General features: G+C 67.9%; 17 protein-coding genes, 1 tRNA gene and 1 pseudogene. 7 read left to right on the top strand and 12 right to left on the bottom strand.

Features of this window, described 5'->3' with window-relative positions; genetic code table 11:
• Positions 1 to 29: 29 nt before the first annotated feature.
• Positions 30 to 1,373 (bottom strand): trypsin-like peptidase domain-containing protein, encoded by a 1,344-nt coding sequence (locus tag HUA74_RS18745; RefSeq protein WP_174455593.1) that lies wholly within the window; start codon positions 1,371 to 1,373, stop codon positions 30 to 32.
• Positions 1,374 to 1,616: 243 nt separating this feature from the next.
• On the opposite strand from HUA74_RS18745, the gene HUA74_RS18740 reads away from it, so the two are divergent.
• Positions 1,617 to 2,252: a response regulator gene (locus HUA74_RS18740; protein ID WP_141649307.1), complete on the top strand. Its 636-nt coding sequence runs from the start codon at positions 1,617 to 1,619 to the stop codon at positions 2,250 to 2,252.
• Positions 2,253 to 2,255: 3 nt separating this feature from the next.
• On the opposite strand, the gene HUA74_RS18735 is transcribed toward HUA74_RS18740, so the two are convergent.
• The 5 genes and pseudogenes from HUA74_RS18735 to HUA74_RS18720 form a co-directional block, all read right to left on the bottom strand.
• Positions 2,256 to 3,293: an agmatinase family protein gene (locus HUA74_RS18735; RefSeq protein WP_141649308.1), complete on the bottom strand. Its 1,038-nt coding sequence runs from the start codon at positions 3,291 to 3,293 to the stop codon at positions 2,256 to 2,258.
• A gap of 43 nt (positions 3,294 to 3,336) precedes the next feature.
• A complete protein-coding gene (locus tag HUA74_RS45690; RefSeq protein WP_254614516.1) occupies positions 3,337 to 3,813 on the bottom strand; it encodes a hypothetical protein in 477 nt (158 codons plus the stop codon).
• An 87-nt stretch (positions 3,814 to 3,900) separates the two neighbouring features.
• Positions 3,901 to 5,037: pseudogene (locus tag HUA74_RS46840) on the bottom strand (DUF4215 domain-containing protein); the annotation flags it as partial.
• Positions 5,038 to 5,048: 11 nt separating this feature from the next.
• The gene (locus tag HUA74_RS18725) at positions 5,049 to 5,990 is read right to left on the bottom strand and encodes a hypothetical protein (protein ID WP_174455591.1); all 942 of its coding nucleotides are present in this window, start codon (positions 5,988 to 5,990) and stop codon (positions 5,049 to 5,051) included.
• An 85-nt stretch (positions 5,991 to 6,075) separates the two neighbouring features.
• A complete protein-coding gene (locus HUA74_RS18720; protein WP_174455590.1) occupies positions 6,076 to 8,910 on the bottom strand; it encodes a serine/threonine-protein kinase in 2,835 nt (944 codons plus the stop codon).
• 389 nt (positions 8,911 to 9,299) lie between these two features.
• Between HUA74_RS18720 and HUA74_RS18715 the strand changes: the two genes are divergently transcribed.
• On the top strand, positions 9,300 to 9,830 hold the full coding sequence (locus HUA74_RS18715) for a hypothetical protein (RefSeq protein ID WP_174455589.1): 531 nt from the start codon (positions 9,300 to 9,302) through the stop codon (positions 9,828 to 9,830).
• Positions 9,831 to 9,869: 39 nt separating this feature from the next.
• Here HUA74_RS18715 and HUA74_RS18710 read toward each other — a convergent pair whose 3' ends face one another.
• Positions 9,870 to 10,373: a hypothetical protein gene (locus HUA74_RS18710; protein ID WP_174455588.1), complete on the bottom strand. Its 504-nt coding sequence runs from the start codon at positions 10,371 to 10,373 to the stop codon at positions 9,870 to 9,872.
• Positions 10,374 to 10,697: 324 nt separating this feature from the next.
• Between HUA74_RS18710 and HUA74_RS18705 the strand changes: the two genes are divergently transcribed.
• A complete protein-coding gene (locus HUA74_RS18705; RefSeq protein ID WP_254625131.1) occupies positions 10,698 to 12,059 on the top strand; it encodes a M57 family metalloprotease in 1,362 nt (453 codons plus the stop codon).
• A gap of 65 nt (positions 12,060 to 12,124) precedes the next feature.
• Here the strand turns inward: HUA74_RS18705 and HUA74_RS18700 are convergent, their stop codons facing one another.
• The gene (locus tag HUA74_RS18700) at positions 12,125 to 13,114 is read right to left on the bottom strand and encodes an NAD(P)H-quinone oxidoreductase (protein ID WP_174455587.1); all 990 of its coding nucleotides are present in this window, start codon (positions 13,112 to 13,114) and stop codon (positions 12,125 to 12,127) included.
• 84 nt (positions 13,115 to 13,198) lie between these two features.
• Between HUA74_RS18700 and HUA74_RS18695 the strand changes: the two genes are divergently transcribed.
• The 3 genes from HUA74_RS18695 to HUA74_RS18685 are packed head-to-tail and all read left to right on the top strand — an operon-like array spanning position 13,199 to position 15,218.
• Positions 13,199 to 13,408 (top strand): DNA gyrase inhibitor YacG, encoded by a 210-nt coding sequence (locus HUA74_RS18695; RefSeq protein ID WP_174455586.1) that lies wholly within the window; start codon positions 13,199 to 13,201, stop codon positions 13,406 to 13,408.
• Entirely contained in the window at positions 13,405 to 14,136 is a 732-nt protein-coding gene (locus HUA74_RS18690) for a CpsB/CapC family capsule biosynthesis tyrosine phosphatase (RefSeq protein WP_174455585.1), read from the top strand. The genes HUA74_RS18695 and HUA74_RS18690 overlap by 4 nt, the downstream gene beginning before the upstream one ends.
• A gap of 17 nt (positions 14,137 to 14,153) precedes the next feature.
• Positions 14,154 to 15,218 carry a lysylphosphatidylglycerol synthase transmembrane domain-containing protein gene (locus HUA74_RS18685; RefSeq protein ID WP_141645596.1) on the top strand — a complete coding sequence of 355 codons (1,065 nt, stop codon included), beginning with the start codon at positions 14,154 to 14,156 and terminating at the stop codon, positions 15,216 to 15,218.
• 39 nt (positions 15,219 to 15,257) lie between these two features.
• On the opposite strand, the gene HUA74_RS18680 is transcribed toward HUA74_RS18685, so the two are convergent.
• The 3 genes from HUA74_RS18680 to HUA74_RS18670 form a co-directional block, all read right to left on the bottom strand.
• A complete protein-coding gene (locus HUA74_RS18680; protein ID WP_141645597.1) occupies positions 15,258 to 15,647 on the bottom strand; it encodes a hypothetical protein in 390 nt (129 codons plus the stop codon).
• 85 nt (positions 15,648 to 15,732) lie between these two features.
• Complete coding sequence (locus HUA74_RS18675; protein ID WP_174455571.1) at positions 15,733 to 15,906, bottom strand: hypothetical protein; 174 nt, start codon at positions 15,904 to 15,906, stop codon at positions 15,733 to 15,735.
• The gene (locus tag HUA74_RS18670) at positions 15,903 to 16,160 is read right to left on the bottom strand and encodes a ribbon-helix-helix domain-containing protein (RefSeq protein ID WP_141645598.1); all 258 of its coding nucleotides are present in this window, start codon (positions 16,158 to 16,160) and stop codon (positions 15,903 to 15,905) included. Before HUA74_RS18670 ends, HUA74_RS18675 begins: the two co-directional genes overlap by 4 nt.
• 180 nt (positions 16,161 to 16,340) lie before the next feature.
• Here HUA74_RS18670 and HUA74_RS18665 point away from each other — a divergent pair, with 180 nt between their 5' ends.
• Positions 16,341 to 16,928 (top strand): hypothetical protein, encoded by a 588-nt coding sequence (locus HUA74_RS18665; protein WP_174455584.1) that lies wholly within the window; start codon positions 16,341 to 16,343, stop codon positions 16,926 to 16,928.
• 675 nt (positions 16,929 to 17,603) lie between these two features.
• Here the strand turns inward: HUA74_RS18665 and HUA74_RS18660 are convergent.
• A tRNA-Ile gene (locus HUA74_RS18660) sits at positions 17,604 to 17,677 on the bottom strand.
• Positions 17,678 to 18,141 lie beyond the last annotated feature (464 nt).

Raw genomic sequence — 18,141 nt, 5'->3', positions numbered from 1 at the left:
CCGCTGCCACGCTTGCCCGGAGGCCAGCCCTACAGGCTCTGGCCCCGGTCCTGCTCGAAGGGCAGCGTGATGTGGTACCCGTAGCGGCCCCTCCGCACGAGCAACAACACGCTCCGTCCGCGCCTCGCCGTCACCAGGGCCTCCTTGAACGCGTCCGCCGAGGCCACCGGCTGGTTGTTCACCCGGAGGATGATGTCCCCGGGCTCCAGCCCCACCTCCGCCGCCGCGCTCCCCGCCCTCACCCCCGTCAGCGCCAGCACGCCCCGGGACTCTTTCACTTTGAGTCCTAGTCGGTCCCAGGCCAGGGACTCCACCATGCGCGGGGGGAACTCGGAGGGGGTGAGCTGGACGGTGCGCGAGGCCCCTTCGCGGAAGAGGACCAGGGGGAAGGCGGAGCGCGCCGGGTAGCCGCGCACGCGGGTGTCGAAGTCCTCGGCGTCCTGGATGCGGGAGCCGCCCAGCTCCGCGACGATGTCCCCTCGCTTCACGCCGGCCTGGTCCGCCGGGCTGCCGGCCTCCACGGACGTCACCAGCGCGCCGTAGGAGCGGTCCCACCCGAGCTGTCGGGCAGCCCGCGGCGTCAGGTCCACGGCATCCAGGCCCACCCAGGACGGGCGCACCTTGCCGAAGCGGGTGAGCTCATCGACGATGCGGCGCACCTTGTCGGCGGGGATGGCGAAGCCGATGCCCTGCGCGCCGCCGCCGAAGATGGCGGTGTTGATGCCGATGATTTCTCCGTCCACGTTGAGCAGCGGGCCGCCCGAGTTGCCGGGGTTGATGGCCGCGTCCGTCTGGACGAAGTCGTTGTACACGCGGTTGTCCGCGCGGAAGGTGCGGCCCACGGCGGAGACGACGCCCGCCGTGACGGTTTTGCTCAGGCCGAACGGGCTGCCGATGGCGACCACCGTCTCGCCAATCATCAGGTCCGCGCTGGTGCCCAGCCGGGCGATGGGCAGCGCCTCCTTCGCCGTCACCTTGAGCACGGCCAGGTCGTTGCCCGCGTCGCTGCCGATGACCTCCGCGTCGTACGAGCGACCGTCCGCGAGCACGACGTGGATGGCGGAGGCGCCCCGGATGACGTGGTCATTGGTGACGATGATGCCCGTCGGGTCGATGATGACGCCGCTGCCCAGGCCCTCGATTTTCTGGCGGCCCTGCTCGCCGCCCATGCCCCCGAAGAACTCCTCCAGCGGAGACCGGCGGCGGAAGCGCGACTCCACCTCCTGTTCGGTGCCGATGTAGACGACGGCCGGGGAGACCTTCTGGACGACCTCCACCACGGCATCTCGACGCCGGGCCATGTCCGCGCTCGCGCCGCTGGATGCCAGCAGCGTCACCACCAGGGGTCCCCACCTCATGACTCCAGCCTTCATGTCAGCCCTCCGTGCGCCCGCAGCGGATTGTCCGGCGAATGACACGCAGACTGTCGGGAAGCCGGCGTCATTCCCACGATTCGCTGGAGGCGGTGCGTTGCCTTTCATAGATCAGTCCGCACGTCCGTGAACGATTGCATCACCGGGAGGCGGCCGTTCCCCGAGGATTCCGGTTCATCCCAGGGGCAGGCGAAGTCCTGGCGGCGTGGCTTGGGGGCCGCGCTGGTGCCGAGGAGCGGAAGAATGAGTCTCGTCCTGGTCGCGGATGATGAACCCGCCGTGCTGGAAGTTCTCAGCCAGGTGGTGGAGGACCTCGGGCATGAGGTGGTGAGGGCCCGAGACGGCGAGGAGGCGCTGGGCCTGGCCCGGGCGTGTCGCCCACACCTGGTGGTGACGGACCACATGATGCCTCGGCTGAGCGGGGTGGAGCTGTGCCGCCGGCTGAAGCGAGACGCGGACCTGAAGGATGTGCCCGTCATCCTGCTGAGCGCCGTGTTGCCGCAGGGGGCGCCGGAGGCGCACGCGTTCCTGCACAAGCCGTTCGAAATCACGGACTTCGAGGCGCTCATCCACCAGTCGCTGGTGAACGCGCCGAAGCCCGTGGTGGGAGTCGAAGTCCCACCTGGGGCGACGCTGAGCCAGTGGGCGGCGAGGGCGCTGCAGGGGCCGCTGGAGGAAGCGCGGCGACAGCTTCGACGCCTGGAGTCGGGGCCCTCGGTGGACCGGGCCGCGCTGGAGGTTCTGCGCGCGCAGCTCGAGTCGATGGATACGGTGGCGTCGGAGCTGGCGCGCCTGCATGGGGGCGCGCTGTCCGTGGAGTCCCCGTTGGGGCGGGGCCTGTTGTTCGGGGCTCGGGTGCCGAAGGGGAGCGTGAGCTGAGGCTCAGGCCTTCTGGGACTTCAGCATCCAGCCAATCATCTTGTAGAGCAGGCGGGCGCCGACGTTGCCGTCCCACTCGCTGCCTTCGGGGTCCGGGGCGACTTCCGTCAGGTCGAAGCCGACGATGGTGCGGCCGGAGCGGACGACACCGGAGATGAGGGCGATGGCTTCCGGGAAGGACAGGCCGCCGGGGACAGGTGTGCCGGTGTGCGGGCAGAGCACGGGGTCCAGACCGTCGATGTCGAACGAGAGGTAGACCTGCTGTGGGAGCAGGGCGACCATTTCATCGACCTGGCGGTTCCAGGGGATGCCGTCGAAGCGCTTGTTCTGGAGGGTGGCGTCGAAGAAGCCGTGGACGCGGCCCTTCGAGTCCTCGATGTACCGGTGCTCTTCCTGGCTCATGTCGCGCAGGCCGACCTGGACGAGCGTCTTCACGCCGGGGATGCGCTCGGAGACGTTGTACATGATGGACGCGTGGGACCAGGTGAAGCCCTCGTAGGCGACGCGCAGGTCGGCGTGGGCGTCCAGGTGGAGGACACCCAGGCCGGGGTACTTCTCCGCGTGGGCGCGGATGATGCCGAAGGAGATGGAGTGGTCTCCGCCGACGGCGGCCACGCGCTTGCCCTGGTCGAGCCAGTGCTTCGTGGTGCGGTAGACCAGCTCGTTCATCTGGTCGCAGAGGGCGTTGACGTCGCGAGCGGCGGCGAGCAGCTCGGCCTCGCCGGAGTGGATGCCGCCGGCCTCGATGACGACCTGGGCGCGCTCCTTGGCGCGGGTGTTCCAGTCGCGGAGCTCCTCGGACTCGGGAAGCATGGCGATGCCGCGCTCGTAGGGGCGGCCCGTCTCCACGTCGAAGAGGTCGACCTGTCGGCTGGCGTCCAGGACGGCGGCGGGGCCCTCGGAGGTGCCGCCGCCGTAGCTGGTGGTGGCCTCGAAGGGGACGGGGATGAGGACGACGTGCGCCTCGTCGGGGGAGTGGGGGAGTCCGAAGACGCCGGAGCCCGGCTGCGCCGCGGCGCTGGGGTCGAAGTGGGTGGCCATGGCGGCGGAGGATAAGGGGCCGGGAACGGGGTGCAACTGTCCGTTAGGGGCGCGGGCCACACTTCCCCACGGTCTGGCCCACCTCTTTCAGGCAGTGGAGGGTTCCGTCGCCTGGCGCGCAGTCGTGGTCCTTGGTGCAGCCCATGTCGACGGGGCAGTCATGGCCGGCCCCCCCGCTCAGGGATGTCACCGTGAAGTCCGAGTTCGCGACGGATTCGATGATGGGCTGATTGCCCACGGCGCCCGCGGAGACGTGGCGCAGCTCCAGGGTTCTTTCCTCCCTGGTGACACGAAGCCGCAGCTCGGAGGGTCTCGTCTCAGGCGCCGTACAACCCGGTTCGAGTGCATCTCTCGTCGCCATGAAGATGGCGGTCTGGAGTGACTGGGCGATTGCAATCGATTCGGCACCGGCCGCGATGGCGACGGGAGTGTGGGTGCCAGGCGTCACGCCGTTGGTGTCGAACTCGAAGATGCACCGACGATTGCCGTCGCTGAGGATGACGAGTTCGCCGTCGTTCACTGTCCCGTTGACCTGGATGTGGCCCTGGGCCCGGCCAGGGGTCTGTTCCTGGGTGCAGTCGTGGCTGCACGCGCCGCATGCATTTGAGTTCCCATCATCACAACTCTCGGGAACCAGGCTCGTGACATTGACATGTCCATCGCCACACTTCGCGACCCTGCAGGTGTCGACGCAGTTGTCGTTGCTGTCCTCATTCCCGTCGTCGCACTCTTCTCCGGGGTCGACAAGGCCGTTGCCACAGCGCTCATTGGACCGACAGTCCGCGCGGCATCCGTCGCCGTCACGTGTGTTGCCATCGTCACACACTTCGCCCGAGGCTGTGTCGATGAGGCTGTTGCCGCACCGCTCCGTGGAATGACAGTCATCGCGGCACCCATCGTTGCTCACGGTGTTTCCGTCGTCACACTGCTCGCCCTGTTCCGTGTCGCGCACTCCATTTCCACACGTTTCGTTGGAGTGACAGTCTGGACTGCACCCATCACCCCTGAGCTTGTTGCCGTCGTCACACACTTCCCCCACGACGGAATCGACCACGCCGTTCCCGCACGTCTCCGTGGACTTGCAGTCGGCACTACAGCCGTCACCCGAGAGGGTGTTCCTGTCGTCGCACTTCTCGTCCGTGGCCGCGTCCACGACGCCGTTGCCACAGACCTCCCGGGACCGGCAGTCAGCGCTGCATTGGTCGCCGCTCTCGTTGTTTCCGTCGTCGCAGGTTTCACCCCACTCGACATTGAGAAAGCCGTCGCCGCATTTCTCCTGGGACTTGCAGTCCTGGGAGCACCCGTCGCCACCGACGGTGTTGCCGTCGTCGCAGGCTTCCTGGGTCACGGCGTCGACGACGCGGTTGCCACAGGACTCATCGGACAGACAGTCGGCGCTGCATCCGTCGTTGTTCGTGTTGTTTCCGTCGTCGCACATCTCGCTATCGGCCGCGCTGAGGATTCCATCGCCGCACCGCTCGACCTGGCACGCGGAGTTGCATCCGTCGTTCTGGTTGATGTTTCCATCGTCGCATTGTTCGCCCTGGTGGGGCTGGACGAGCCCGTCACCACAATCGTTGAGGATGCAGGCCTTTTGGAACGCGGCGCATCTCTGGCCTTCGGGGCACACGATTCCGGAGGGACAGACCGTGCTCTCGGGCTGGACACAGGCGAGGGGGCCGGCGGTCAGGAATGAGAGGATGAACGCCGTAACGGTTCCACGGAGGAAGGAGTCCTGGTTCATGAATCACCTCTTCAGAAGCGAACCGTGCCCACGACGCCCTTCGATTCGGAGTCGAGAGCGGGGGCAATGACCATGGATGGACTTGATTCCTCGGGATTGAGGCGGAAGGCCCGCTGACGATTGAGATAGATGAGCACCGCCCCCGTGACGGCGGCGGCGCCTCCCAGGGAATAGGCACCCACGGCTCCCGCGTGGAATCTGGAGCCCGTTCTGCGGAGCGCCGACAGCTCTCCCTCCAGGAGGCTCCCCTTGGGGTCGATGCGTGAATCGAAGTCCCGGAAAGCCTCATTCGCCTTCCAGTGCATCAGCCCGCCACCTCCCGCCGCCACCACCCCCACGCCCAGCACCGTCCACGGAATCCACGCCGACCATCGGCGCCGATAACGGATGACCTCGTCCTCCGTGAACAGCTCCAGGTGCAGCTCCGCCTTCTCGCCGGGCAGCAATGGCTGACGTTTCTCCGTCGGCAGATACCCATCCTTGAAGGCGACGATGCTGTGCACACCGGGCCGGATGAGCGCCTGATATCTCCCAGGCGCCGTGAACAGCGCCTGCCCGTTCAACGTCACGACGGCGCCCTCCTGGTCACACCGCACGTCCACCCACGCAAGCTGCTTCTCGAGCAGTGCGTTGTAGGAGCGGGCATGCTCGTACCTGCCGGCATCGAGCGGCTCGGGTCCATGGCCCATCGCCGCCTTCAGGTGCTTGTGGACCTCGATGGGCTGGTCGAGGTTCATCAACGCCAGCGCCAGGTTGTAGTGAATCGCCGGGTGGTTCCAATGCCGCAAGGCACGGCGGTAGTTCCGACTCGCCTCGACGAAGACCGACTCTCGCAGGCGCTCATTTCCCTCGAAGAAGAGCGCCTGGGCGGCCTGCTGCTCATCCCGGGGCACGCCCAGGGCCCAGGGGCGGTCTCCGCCCACGTCCAGCGGCTTGTCCACACGCTGCGCCATGGAAGCGCTCGCGCATAGACACATCAACACCACGGCCAGCCCGCGTCCACGCGAGCCGCCTCTCTGAATGGCTGTCATGGGTGCCTTACCTCAGGGTTTCGATGAAGGAACTTCCGAGCGTGGATTGGATGCGCAACGTCCGCTCCTGCTCTCGTTGGAGCAGTCGTTCCGCCTCCGCGCGCGCGAGTCGCGCCTGCTGAGCGCTCTGCTCGGCCCCGCGCAGCGCCTGGTTCGCGAGGTACTGAGCCCATCGCGCCCGCTGCACGGCCTTGACCAGCTCGGCGTTCTTCCTCAACAGCTCTTCGTTGGTTGATTCGACCTGGGCGTTGGCCTCGAGCGCGCGAAGCTCCGCTTCCTGGCGGTCCAGTTCCTTGGCCTGGACCTCCGCCAGTCGCTCCTCGGCCTCCGCCGCGGAACGCTTCGCCAGGAACTCCGCGTTTCGAGCCGAGGCCTCCGCGCGCAACGCGATGATGGCCTGGTGCTCCGCCTCCTGTTTCGCCTCGCGGATGAACACCAGCGCCACCGCCGCCGCCGCGAACAACAGCGTCACCAACGTCGCCGCGCCAACGACGAACCCGCGTTTGAGGCGAGCCATCCGAGTCGCCTGCGCCAACACCGCGTCCAGGAACGCCCGCTGCAACAGCGGCAGCTCTCCCCGATTTCGCCGCTGGAATCTCCGAGCCTCGTCCGCCATCTCGCCGCGCCAGAGCAGTCCGCTGTCCCGAGCCTTTGCCTGCCATTGTCGGGCCGCGTTTCGCAGTTGCTCCAGGAACGCCGAGTCCTCCTGGCCCTCCTCGAGCCACCTGCGCAGCGTGGGCCAGCCGGAGATGAGTGACTCGTGGACCAGCTCCACCGACGCGCCCGTGGCCTTGTTCCCCGTCTGGATGACGAGCAGTCGCGCCTGGACCAGGCTGTCGATGAGCCGCTGAAGCTCCTCCGCGTCCCGGGTCAGCTCTCGCAGCTCCTCCAACGAGACAATCGCGCGCGTGCGCTCGGACGTGACGAGCCGCAGGAAGATTGCCCGGGCCAGGGCCCGCTCCTGCGATGACATGCCCGCGAGCACGCTGTCCGCATGCGTGGCCAGCGCCCCCGCGATTCCGCCGAGCTGCTGGAAGGCGCTCTCCGTCAACATCCGGCGCGACGGGTCTCTCGCCTCCCACAGCCGGGTGGCCGCGAACTGGAGCAAGGGCAGGGCGCCGGGTGTCGTCTCCAGGTGCTGGAGCATCTCGGTCACCATCTCAGGGGACTCGAAGCGATAGCCCGCCATCTCCGCGGGCTGCACGAGTGCGTCACGCAGGCCGTCCTTCTGGGGCGCCGCCAGGAAGAACAACCCTGGAGACAGCTCCGCCATGAAGCGCTCGTCCTCCGATACCCGGTCCAGGAAGTCGGAGCGCAACGAGAGGACGACGCGGATGGGAGAGGTGGCGTCGTCGGCGATTCCAGACAGGCAGGCCGTGAAGGCGCGACGCTCCCGCGCATCGGGCACCAGCGTGTAGAGCTCCTCGAACTGGTCGATGAACAACACGATGCGCCGGCGCTCGCGTCGGGCGCGGGCTCGCAGGACGGCGCCCACGTAGCCTGGCTCCAGTCGCAGGTGCGCGGTGATCTGCTGCTGCTTCCGGAGGTCTTCCTCCAGCGTGGGCGACGACGTGACGAGCGGAGCCACCATGCTGGCCAGCGCCCCGAGCGGATCTCTCCCCGGGCGGATGATGAGCGACTCCCAGGGGATGCCGGTCCGCTTGAGCACCGGCACCAGTCCCGCGCGAACGAAGGACGACTTGCCCGCACCCGATGGGCCGACGACCGCGAGCAGGGGCTGGTCCTGGAGCCGGTTGACGAGCGCGGCGGTCTCCCGTGCGCGGCCGAAGAACCGCGCCGAGTCCGCCTCCTGGAACGAGCCGAGGCCCGCATAGGGACTCTCGTCGAGCCCCGCCTCGTGGACGAACCGACCGGGGAGGAATGGCTCCAGGGCCCGCAGCACCGCGAGTGCATCCGGGAAGCGCTGCTCCTTGTGCTTGAGCAGGCACCGGTCGACGACGGAGGCGAGCTCCACGGGGACATCCGGAACCACGGCCCGGAGGGTCGGCATGGGCTCGTTGAGCAGCGCGGTGACCATCAACTGGGGACCCCGCAGGGGCTCCAGCGGATGGCGGCCCGCCAGCATCCGGAACAGCATGATGCCGACAGCCCAGATGTCGGTGCGGTGGTCGACGGGGATGCCGTTGCCCCACTGCTCGGGGGACATGTACGCCAGCGTTCCGAGCAGCGCGCCCTGGCGCGTCAGGTGAAGCGACTCATTCCGGGTCCCCGGAACAGGTAGCAGTCGCAGTCCCTCCAGGAGCGCGCGCGGGTCCGTCTCGCCGCGGTGCTCATCGCCCTGGAGCACCTTCGCGATGCCGAAGTCCAGCACCTTGATGGTGCCGGAGTCCGTCACGATGATGTTCTCCGGCTTGAGGTCCCGGTGGACGATCTTGTGCGTGTGCGCGCAGGAGAGGGCGCGGAGGACGGGCGACATCAGCTCCACGGCGCGCGAGGGCGGCAGGCGCGGGCTGCTCTTGAGGAGCTTGTCGAGCGGCTGGCCCTGCAGGTACTCCAGCACCATGTACGGGCTGCCGTTGGCTTCACCGACTTCGTAGATGATGACGATGTTCTCGTGGCTGCACCGGGCGGTGGTGCGGGCCTCGAGGATGAAGCGGCGGGCGAACTGCGCGTCCTGCGTGTGCAGCAGCTTGATGGCGACGCGGCGGCCGAGCCGGGTGTCGCGCGCCAGGAAGACGGTCCCCATGCCTCCGCTGCCGAGCTGTCGAATCAGCTCGTAGTGCTGGATGCGAGTGCCCGGGCCAAAGGCTCCGAGGCTTCCGGGCAGTGGGGCATGGGGATGGGGCGCACTGCGGGCGGATGAAGAGGGTTCTGGCTTCATAGGGGTACTCGGTGAGGCAGGGGGGCCTCGGGAAAGCGCGAGCGGCCCATCGCCCCCGCGAAGGGTGCGGGCCGTGCTTCAGCGAATCTCGATGAGGGCGGGTCCGACAGGGACGAGACCGCAACCGGGTCCCTGTTCGCGGGGAGACTGATGCCAGCCGTTGACGAGAGCTCTAGAAGGGGAGGACGGACTTTCCGGAGAAAGCTCTCGTTGCCAATCTTGAGCACACTTGCCTGCTTGCCTATGTGAACGCGAGGGCAGGGCTGTGTCGTGTGAGCGGCGCTTGGGCGTGCGCGTGCGCCCCGGGCGGAAACAGGCCTCGGGACGGGAGGTGGGGTGGGGTATCGACTGCGCGACACCTTGTCATGCCCGCCTGCTACGGTGAGGGAATGACACGTTGGCTCGTGCCCGTCCTGGTGTTGGTGGGCGCGGCGATGATGACGGCGCTGGGGCACCTCTCGTTCAACGCGGCCCTCTTCGTGCCGTTGCTGGCGCTGGGGGGAGGGCTGCTGCTGCTTGTGACGCTGGTCCTCGCGGTGCTGCCCGCACGGAGGTCGGTGAACTTCGTCACCCTGGCCTACCTGCTGGGCGGCGTCGCGCTCGCGGGCGCGGGCATGGTGCGCGGGATGTCCTGGCGATTTGATCGAGTCGAGGAGGAGTTCGCCCCGCTCATCGCGGCGCTGGACGCCTATCACGCCGAGAAGGGGCAGTACCCCGAGGCGGTGGCGGAGCTGATTCCAGCGCACCTGTCGAAGGCGCCGTCGTGCGAGCTGGAGAGCGAACCCGCGGTGAGGCAGGGACTCTCGGATGGCGGCTATTACCGCAAGGGACCAGACGACTACGGCATCACCTGCTACACCATCGTCTTCTGGAAGTACTCGTACAACCCCGTGAAGAAGTATTGGTACGGCTGGGATTGAAGGAGCGCCCGGGTCCGAGGTCCGGGCGCCCCAGGCGGGTCAGAAACCCACGCGCGTCATCGTGAAGGGCTGTGAGCCATTGACGCCCTTCTGGAGGACGATGCCGGTGATCTTCCCCGTGAAGAGGCTGCGCTGGATCTGGCTGATGGAATAGACGTCACGCGTCTCCCCAGCCAGGTCCCTGAAGGCGATGAACGAGCCGATGGCGGGGTTGTTGGGGAGCGCGTAGAAGCTGGCGGTCTCCGTGTTGCAGCCCAGCACGGGGCAGGTGCGGCTCACCGTGCGCACGTAGCTGCCCTCCACGCGGTCGGCGTACTCAGTGCCGGTCAGCGTCATCGTGAGCAGCTCCTCCGGCGCCGCGAGGGGCCAGGTGCGGGAGTAGGTGCCCACCAGCCCGGCCAGACTGTCAGGTGACTCGTAGACGGCGGCCTCGACGGTGCCGGTGTCCTCGGGGCGCTGCACTCCTGCCTCCGTGCCCTCCAGGCCGCCACATCCCGCGAGCAGCGCCAAGCCGATGACCATGCCATGCCGAAGGTGTCCCATGTCGCGCGTTGCCTTCCCGGGCCGCACGTGTGCGGCGAATCCGTGAGTTGAGGGTTGATTCAGTCTTCAGATAAGTCGCCGCGCGTGACGCCGTCAAGCACCGTGCGTGGAGTCTCGCGGATGGGGGGCGTGACGTACCCGTCACTGATGCACCGCGTTGATGTCTCGCGGGATTCCATCGCTCACACCAAAAGGCCACGCCAGTGGAACTGGCAATCCAAGACGTGAGGGAATAGAGGCCTTCCACGATTGACCGCGAGTGGTTGTCAGGTGCGAGTCTGCATATGGCCGTACCCAGACACGCAATTCCAAAGAGGAGCAATCATGACGCCAGTCCGAGGTGCAGCGCCGAGGTTCATGGGGTGGGGGCTGTTGGTCATTCCGTTGCTGTGGTCGTGTGGGTCGGCGACGGGGGACGCCGGAGGACCGTCGGCCTCACCGCCGGCGGGGGAGTCCGCGCGAGGCGTGGTGTCATGGGAGGAGTACCAGCGCAGCGCCCGGCAGGTGGTGGATGGCAAGGAGCACTACATCGTCGAGTGGGACCTGGGTGTGTCGCTGGAGGCGCTCCGTGAGCGTTATGACCGGTATGTGAAGGCGGAGGACTCGGGGGAGCGAGGAGCCCCGGAGCCGCTGGGGACTCGGACGTCACCGCTCATCGTCAACACGGTGGGTGGGTTGGACGACATCTGGCCCTGGGCTTCACGTTTCAACCTGCGCTACTGCGTGAGCAATGCGTTTGGCACGAACAAGGCGCGCATGGTCAATGAGATGGCGAACGCGGCGGCGACCTGGCGGTTCGTCGCGGACGTCCAGTTCATCTATGACGCGAGCCAGGATGCGAACTGCACCAATGCCAACCTCGCGGTGACGTTCTCCGTGCAGCCTTGGACGGGCAGCGGCGCGTGTGCCTTCTTCCCCTCCGGAGGTGGCTGTGTGGCGCGCACGCTGGTCATCAACATCGCCGGACTGGACCCCGCGCCGCCCAGTTCGCCCAACGTGACGACGGCCACGGTGCTCATCCACGAGCTGGGGCACATCCTGGGTTTCCGTCATGAGCACACGCGGAACCCCAGTCCCTGCTTCGAGGACAACAACTGGCGCGCCCTTACGCTCTATGACGTCAACTCGACGATGCACTATCCCTGGTGCAACGGCGTGACGACCTCCACGCTCAACATCACCTATCCGGACGCCGCGGGCGCCGCCCTCCTCTACGGCTGGCATACGAACGCCAACGTGGACCGCTCCGTGCCCGCGACGCACACCCACAACGTGTCGGTGACGGCCCAGGTGGCCCAATCGTTCTACTTCCCCATCGACGTGCAGACGAACTTCGCGGAGGGCTGTTTCGCCGCGGGGGCGGCGCCGACGGCCGCGCACATTCGCGTGGGCAATGGCTTCGCCGGCGCCGTGGCGGGAGTCGCTACGTCTGTCTTCAATACGGGAGTCCAGTGCAGCCCCTTCGGCGCGACCTACACTTGGTACCGGGCCACGTTCGCGGGGGTGTCCATGCCGGCCCTGAGCACCTATACGGTTGCCTTTGGCACGGGGACCCAGCCGCTCACCATCGCCGTCGACAACAACAATCCCTACAGCGGCGGGACCCTGTGGGACTCAGTCGGTGGCGGGCGTTTCTATGCCACGGCGGACGGGCGAATCCGCGTGGGCCGCCTCGGGCCTCCCTGAGCTGAGCGCCACGACATTCCAGGAGCGGGGCGGCCAGGACAACTCGGCCGTCCCGCGCTGGCCCGTCACTCCCAGCGCACGACCAGTTTTCCCACCGAGTCGTTGCGCGCCATGCGCTCCAAGCCCTGACGCAGCTCCGCCTTGGGCAGCACCGCGTCCACCACGGCGCGCAACGCGCCGGAGCGGAACAAGGGGAGCAGGTGGCGCTCCGCGCTCTGCGCCAGGGCCATCTTCTCCTCCACGGGGCGGCTGCGCAGCACCGTGCCCGTCATGGTGAGACGTTTGGTCAAGAGCAGCCCCAGGTTCAGGTCCGTGTGCATCCCGGCCACCAGTCCCACCAGCATCATCCGCCCCCGAGGGGCCAGGGCCTGGAGCGACTCCGGGACGTAGTCTCCTCCCACCAGGTCCAGGCACAGGTCCGCGCCCCGGCCTCCGGTCTCCTCGCGCACGGCGTCCGCGAAGCTGGGGGGCGAGGACTCGCACAGCACCGTGCGCGCCACGCCCCACTCGGAGGCTCGCGCCAGCTTGGCCGCGTTGCGTCCCGTGCCCACCACGCGCGCACCCATGGCCTGGCACAGCAGCGCCGCCGCGGAGCCCACGCCGCTGGCCACCGCGTGTACGACCACCGTCTCGCCGGGCTTCAAGCCTCCCTGGAGCACCAGCGCGTCGTACGCGGTGAGGTACGCCTCGGGCAGCGCCGCCGCGTCCGCGAAGTCCATCCCCTCTGGCATCGGCAGGGCCTCGCGCTCGTGCGTGAGCAACTGCTGCGCCCAGGCGCCACCACCCACCAGTCCCATCACCCGGTCGCCCACCTTGAAGCGGCGCGTGCGAGGACCCACGGCCTCCACCTCGCCCGCGTACTCGAGGCCGGGCACGTCAGGGGGCACGTCGGGCGGGGCGGGGTAGTGCCCGCGAATCTGGAGCAGGTCCGCGCGGTTCAGGGCGGTGGCCCGGACGCGCACCCGCAGCTCGCCGGGGCCGGGCGTGGGCTCGGGGCGCTCCTCCTCCGCGAGCACTTCGGGGCCACCGGGTTCGGTGATTCGCATGACCTTCATGGCGCGGACCTCCCTCTCGAACGAGCGGGCACGAAACGTCCTGGCTCGCGAGAGCGTCAAGGCTTATCTAAGGACAGGTCCATCATGAGCACTGCCCCCTGTCCCATCTGTAAGAAGCCCTCCCCTCCGCGGTCGGAGAACCCGGCCTTTCCGTTCTGTTCCCGGCGTTGCCGCGCCGTGGACCTGGGCCGGTGGTTGGGGGAGGAGTACCGCATGCCCGATCGCCAGGCCGAGCAGTCGGAGGATGAGCTGCCATCCGGCAGCCACCCCGACCGCCAGGGCGAGGATGCGTGAGCGGCTTCGTCGACCTGCACTGTCACCTGCTGCCGGCCGTGGATGATGGCGCGCGCACGCTGGAGGATGCGCTGGAGATGGCGCGCGTCCTGGTCGACCTGGGCTTCTCCACCGTGGCGCCGAGCCCCCACGCCCGCCCCGAGTACGCGCCCGTCGACGTCGTGGAGGCCCGGCTCGCCGAGCTGAAGGCCGCCCTGGCGCGGGAGCGAATCCCGCTGTCGCTCGGCCGCAACGCGGAGAACATCCTGGATGACGCCTTCCTGCGCGGCCTGGGAACGCCCTCGGCGCGCATGCTGGGGACGGGCCGTGTGACGCTGGTGGAGCTGCCCTACACCGCGCCCGTCCCGGCGCTCCTGGACATCCTCTTCCGCATCCGCACCAAGGGCGTGGTGCCGCTCATCGCCCATCCCGAGCGGTGCCTGGAGTTCGAGCGCAAGGGGCGCGCGGCCGACGCCGTTCGTTCGGGTGCCCACCTCCAACTCGACGTGGGCGCGCTCATCGGCCGCTATGGCGCGACGGCGAAGAAGCTGGCCCGGGCGTTCCTGGACGACGGCCTCTATTCCGTGGCCGCCACGGACCTCCACGGCCCCGTCGGGGCCCGGGATTGGCTCGGTCGGGCACTGGAGGAACTCAAGGGCAGGGCAGGGGAGGAGGCATTCGGCCGCCTCCTTCGGGGCAACCCGTCTCGCCTTCTGGTGGGAGAGTCGCTGGAGTCCGGCCAGGACTGACGGTATACCCGGCCGCCGTGAAACGCGCCGTCAAGCTCACAGCCAGTCTGCTGGTCACCGTCCTCTTCCTGTGGTGGGCCTTTCGGGACACCGATTGGGGCACCCAACTCGCCAGCCTGAAGTCGGCCAACTACGTCTGGTTGGTGCCGTACTTCGGTTGCCTCCTCGCCATCCACGTGTTCCGCACGCTGCGATGGGGGAGCCTGCTGTCGGGCATGGAGCGCATCCCCTTCCGCAAGCTGAACGAGGCGTCCGGCATCGGCTTCATGATGCTGCTGGTGCTGCCGTTCCGCCTGGGGGAGTTCGCCCGGCCCTTCCTCATCGCCCAGCGCAGCTCCATCCGCCGCAGCGCGGCGATGACGTCCGTGGTGCTGGAGCGAATCGTCGACGGCCTCTTCGTCGCCTCGTCGATGCGCGTGCTGCTCTTCTTCGTCCCGAACGAGACGCCCGAGGTCCGCTACGTCAAGCTGGGCTCGTGGCTGATGTTCGCCGTGTTCGGCGGGGGGCTGCTCTTCCTCCTCGTCGGGCTGTGGCAGCAGGAGCGCACCGTGCGTCTGGTGCGCGCGACGGTGGGCCGCCTCGCTCCGGGCCTGGCCGACAAGGTGGCGGACATCGTCGACACCTTCGTGGGCGCCATGCGGCAGCTGCCGGACGCGAAGCAGGTGGTCTACTTCTTCCTCTTCACGTTGGGCTACTGGGGCCTGAACGGCTTCGGGATGATGCTGCTGGCGAACGCCTTCGACTGTTCGGGCGTGGCGGCCGGCACCGCGTGTCAGCCCTTGGAGCTGTCGCTCTTCCAGGCCTACGTGGTGCTGTGCGTGCTGGTGGTGGGAGTGATGATTCCGGCGGCGCCCGGCATGGTCGGGACGTTCCAGGCGGCCTGCAAGGTGGGCCTGAGCCTCTTCCTTCCCGCCTCCGTGGTGAATGCCAGCGGGCTGGCCTACGCGAACGTGATGTGGTTCGCGCAGACGGCGCAGACGGTGGGCTTCGGCATCCTCCTCATGTCGCTGGGCCACCTGTCCTTCAAGGACATCGCGGGCAAGCTGGAGAAGGAAGGCGAAGCCGCGGCTCCCACGACGTGAGCCCCGCGAGGTCCTCGCGGGAGCGCGCCCTGGACTTGTTCAGGGCGCCGACGGGTCGATGTTCCGCTTGATGGTGCCGAAGGGCGTGTCGACCTGGTGCTCGCTGCGGCCCTCGTCGGCGTAGCCGTCCGGCGCGCACCAGGCCTTGGCGGTGTCCCGGATGGAGACGACGGGGGTGTCCACCGCGACGCGCTCCTTCGACGTCGCCTTGGAGACGAGCTTGTCGTCGCGCATCAGCACGCAGCGGTCCTCGCCGTAGTACCAGGCGGTGGACTTGTCGGGGAACTCCTGGGCCCGGGTGGGGCCTTCGCCCATGGCATCTACGACTTCCCGCGCCGTCATGCCGGGGTAGAGCTTCTGGAAGCCACCGGTGGTGGAACAGCCGGAGGCGGCGACGGCGAGGGTGGCGGTCAGGATGAGAGAGCGCATGGGGTGCGGGGCTCCTGCGAAAGGATGCCGCCAGCCTAGCCCGCGCGTGTCGCCAGCCTCCAGACAGGGGCCGGGTGTGTCGGTCCTACAACTCCTGGTCCAACCAGCGAATGATGGCGTCGCGGATGGAGGTGGGGCGCTCGGAGGCCGGACGAGCGCGCGGGCCACGCGCCGTCTCCGCGTCATGGAGCCGCGCGGGCGACAGGTGCTCGCGCGTGCGGGGCGGCATTCCGTGCTGCATGAAGGCCCGACGCGTCACGACTGGCCTTCTTCCTTCGCGGGGCCTCGGCCGTACTTGCCGAGCAGGTCCTCCACCGCCTCGCGGAGGTACTCGCTCTGGTGGATGCGGGTCCGCCGCGCCAGCTCGCGCAGCTTCTGGACCTGCTCCTCCGGCACCAGGACGTGGGTGGAGACGATGTCGGCCTCGGGCCCACGTGCGTCCACGGAGACCTCGGCTGCGGCCGGGGACACGGGAAGCTCGGGGCTCAGGGGGCTGGCGTTTCCATCTTGCATCGGGGGTTCCTCCTGGCGTGGCTGCTACAGGCCGCTACCGACCTGTCCTGGCATTAGGAGGGCGCTCCGGGGACTCGTCAACAAAACGGCCCGGACCACGCGGGGTGGAAGTGACACCTTTGTTATCCGTTTTCTCAAATTAGTGTGGTAATTCGCGGACTTCTCACCTGGAGCGAACTGATGAACATTCGTCGTGTGTGCGTCGCCGCTGCCGCTGTCTTTTCGTTCTCCGCTGGCGCCGAGGGAGTTCGGGAGTCCGTGTCGCTGGTGCAGGCGGACGAGTCCGCCGCGTCGCTGGCGAAGGTATGTCCCGCGGTGCCGCTGTCGTTGACGGCCATCAACGCGTCGTCGCTGGAGCCGGCGCGGGTGGCTTGGAATGCCGGCTCCAACAGTGGTGCCTGGCATTATCTGGACACCATCAATGCCTACATCACCCCGCAGTGCCCCGCGACTCCGGTGACCATCCAGGCGGTGCTGGCCAAGGTGGCGGACCTGAACCAGGGCCTTCCGTTCCCCGAGGACGGCATCTTCACCAACCGCGCGGGCCTGTCCCAGAGCATCTTCCTGAGCTCGAACTACTACGGCAATGGCCTCGCGGTGCTGGCGGCCATTGATGCCTACGCGGGCGGTGGGGAAATCCAGGCATGGATTGCCACGCAGGAAGTGCCCTGCCACAACTGCCACGAGTTCTACCAGTATGCCGTGCTGTACTACCCGGCCAGTCGCAAGGTCGTCGTGCTGCAGGGCTATACGGGTTACGACTCCTGAGCTGAAGGTCGTGAGGCGTCGGCCCTGGGTTCGGGCCGGCGCTGCTTTCCGAGGGTGTATCAATCCGACAGCGACTCGGTGCTCGCGCGGGTGTGACGGGATTGGCATGTCTCGTGGCCGGATGGTCACGTTCTTGTTTATTCCCTGAGTCAACCGCCTGGAGCGGACTGATGAGGCTTTGCAACCTGTTGCTGTTGGTTGCGTGTCTGGTTGTATGGGGCCTGTCGGGCCTGCCGCTGTTCATCTCCGTGGAGACCTTCACGGGGACGGCCACGAGCTACACGGTGTGTATCCGCGCTTCTTCGGCTTCCGTGGCTCGAATGCGGTACCAGGACTCCCCGACGTTCACGGAGGGTATCGCGACGAACCGGGCGGGGCTTGCGCAGAGCCTCCTGCTGTCGTCGAACGACTCCGGTGACGGGGCGGCACTGCTGGCGGGGATTGATGCCTACGCCGTGGGTGGCGAGGTCCAGGCGTGGCTCGCGACGCAGGAGGTCCGCTGCCACAACTGCCACGCGTTCAACCTACCCGGCGACGCGCACGGTCGTCGTGCTGCGGGGGGCCACGGGTTACGACGCCTGAGCCGCTCCGGCGTGGGGCTGGCCCCTTGGGGGAGTCCCAGTGCCACGAAAAAAGAAAAGCCCCGGAATCACTCAGAAAGTGACTCCGGGGCAGTGGCCAGGGTCGGACTTGAACCGACTACCTGCGGATTATGAGACCGCCGCTCTAACCAGGTGAGCTACCTGGCCGTGAAGTGAGGGCCCGTATATCGGGAGCGTCGCGTCACCGCAAGAACTTCGAAGCGACCAGGCGACCAGGATGTTGCCTCCGTCGGGCTTCAGAGCGCGGGGCGGGCACAGGGCCCTTCCGGAAGTGGACCTCCGTGCCGGACCGGGCGTCCTTTCCACCCGGGTGGCATGCGGAACAGAGGACCTTGCCGAGCCTGGGGCCTGAGCAGCCCAGCCGTACTCGTGGTGCTGGGTCCTTGCCTGCCCGGAGATAAATCCGGAGAGGGGCCCGCGCGGCGGGGGCCGCCCTCCAGGCGCCGTTGCTTCGGACAATGACGTCGCCAGCCAGCGGCACCCGTGCTGAAGGCTGGATGTCAGCGAAAGACTCCCACCAGGTCGCTTTGCCGCGGGCTGTGGCGTGGAGCATCTCTGCATCACTCTCCCTGGGAGCGGTCAATCCGCGCTGGTACTCCATGGATTTCGTC

Source organism: Myxococcus sp. CA051A, assembly GCF_013336705.1.
In the GTDB taxonomy this organism is placed as follows: Bacteria; Myxococcota; Myxococcia; order Myxococcales; family Myxococcaceae; genus Myxococcus; species Myxococcus llanfairpwllgwyngyllgogerychwyrndrobwllllantysiliogogogochensis.
Note: the sequence above shows the minus strand (reverse complement) of the source record. Positions and strands in the feature narration are given on the sequence as shown.

Bases quoted from the DNA above. Each gene is read 5' to 3' on its own strand.
- HUA74_RS18745 (WP_174455593.1), bottom strand. From the start codon at position 1,373: ATGAAGGCTGGAGTCATGAGGTGGGGACCCCTGGTGGTGACGCTGCTG.
- HUA74_RS18740 (WP_141649307.1), top strand. From the start codon at position 1,617: ATGAGTCTCGTCCTGGTCGCGGATGATGAACCCGCCGTGCTGGAAGTT.
- HUA74_RS18735 (WP_141649308.1), bottom strand. From the start codon at position 3,293: ATGGCCACCCACTTCGACCCCAGCGCCGCGGCGCAGCCGGGCTCCGGC.
- HUA74_RS18725 (WP_174455591.1), bottom strand. From the start codon at position 5,990: ATGGCGCAGCGTGTGGACAAGCCGCTGGACGTGGGCGGAGACCGCCCC.
- HUA74_RS18720 (WP_174455590.1), bottom strand. From the start codon at position 8,910: ATGAAGCCAGAACCCTCTTCATCCGCCCGCAGTGCGCCCCATCCCCAT.
- HUA74_RS18715 (WP_174455589.1), top strand. From the start codon at position 9,300: ATGACACGTTGGCTCGTGCCCGTCCTGGTGTTGGTGGGCGCGGCGATG.
- HUA74_RS18710 (WP_174455588.1), bottom strand. From the start codon at position 10,373: ATGGGACACCTTCGGCATGGCATGGTCATCGGCTTGGCGCTGCTCGCG.
- HUA74_RS18705 (WP_254625131.1), top strand. From the start codon at position 10,698: ATGACGCCAGTCCGAGGTGCAGCGCCGAGGTTCATGGGGTGGGGGCTG.
- HUA74_RS18700 (WP_174455587.1), bottom strand. From the start codon at position 13,114: ATGAAGGTCATGCGAATCACCGAACCCGGTGGCCCCGAAGTGCTCGCG.
- HUA74_RS18695 (WP_174455586.1), top strand. From the start codon at position 13,199: ATGAGCACTGCCCCCTGTCCCATCTGTAAGAAGCCCTCCCCTCCGCGG.
- HUA74_RS18680 (WP_141645597.1), bottom strand. From the start codon at position 15,647: ATGCGCTCTCTCATCCTGACCGCCACCCTCGCCGTCGCCGCCTCCGGC.
- HUA74_RS18670 (WP_141645598.1), bottom strand. From the start codon at position 16,160: ATGCAAGATGGAAACGCCAGCCCCCTGAGCCCCGAGCTTCCCGTGTCC.
- HUA74_RS18665 (WP_174455584.1), top strand. From the start codon at position 16,341: ATGAACATTCGTCGTGTGTGCGTCGCCGCTGCCGCTGTCTTTTCGTTC.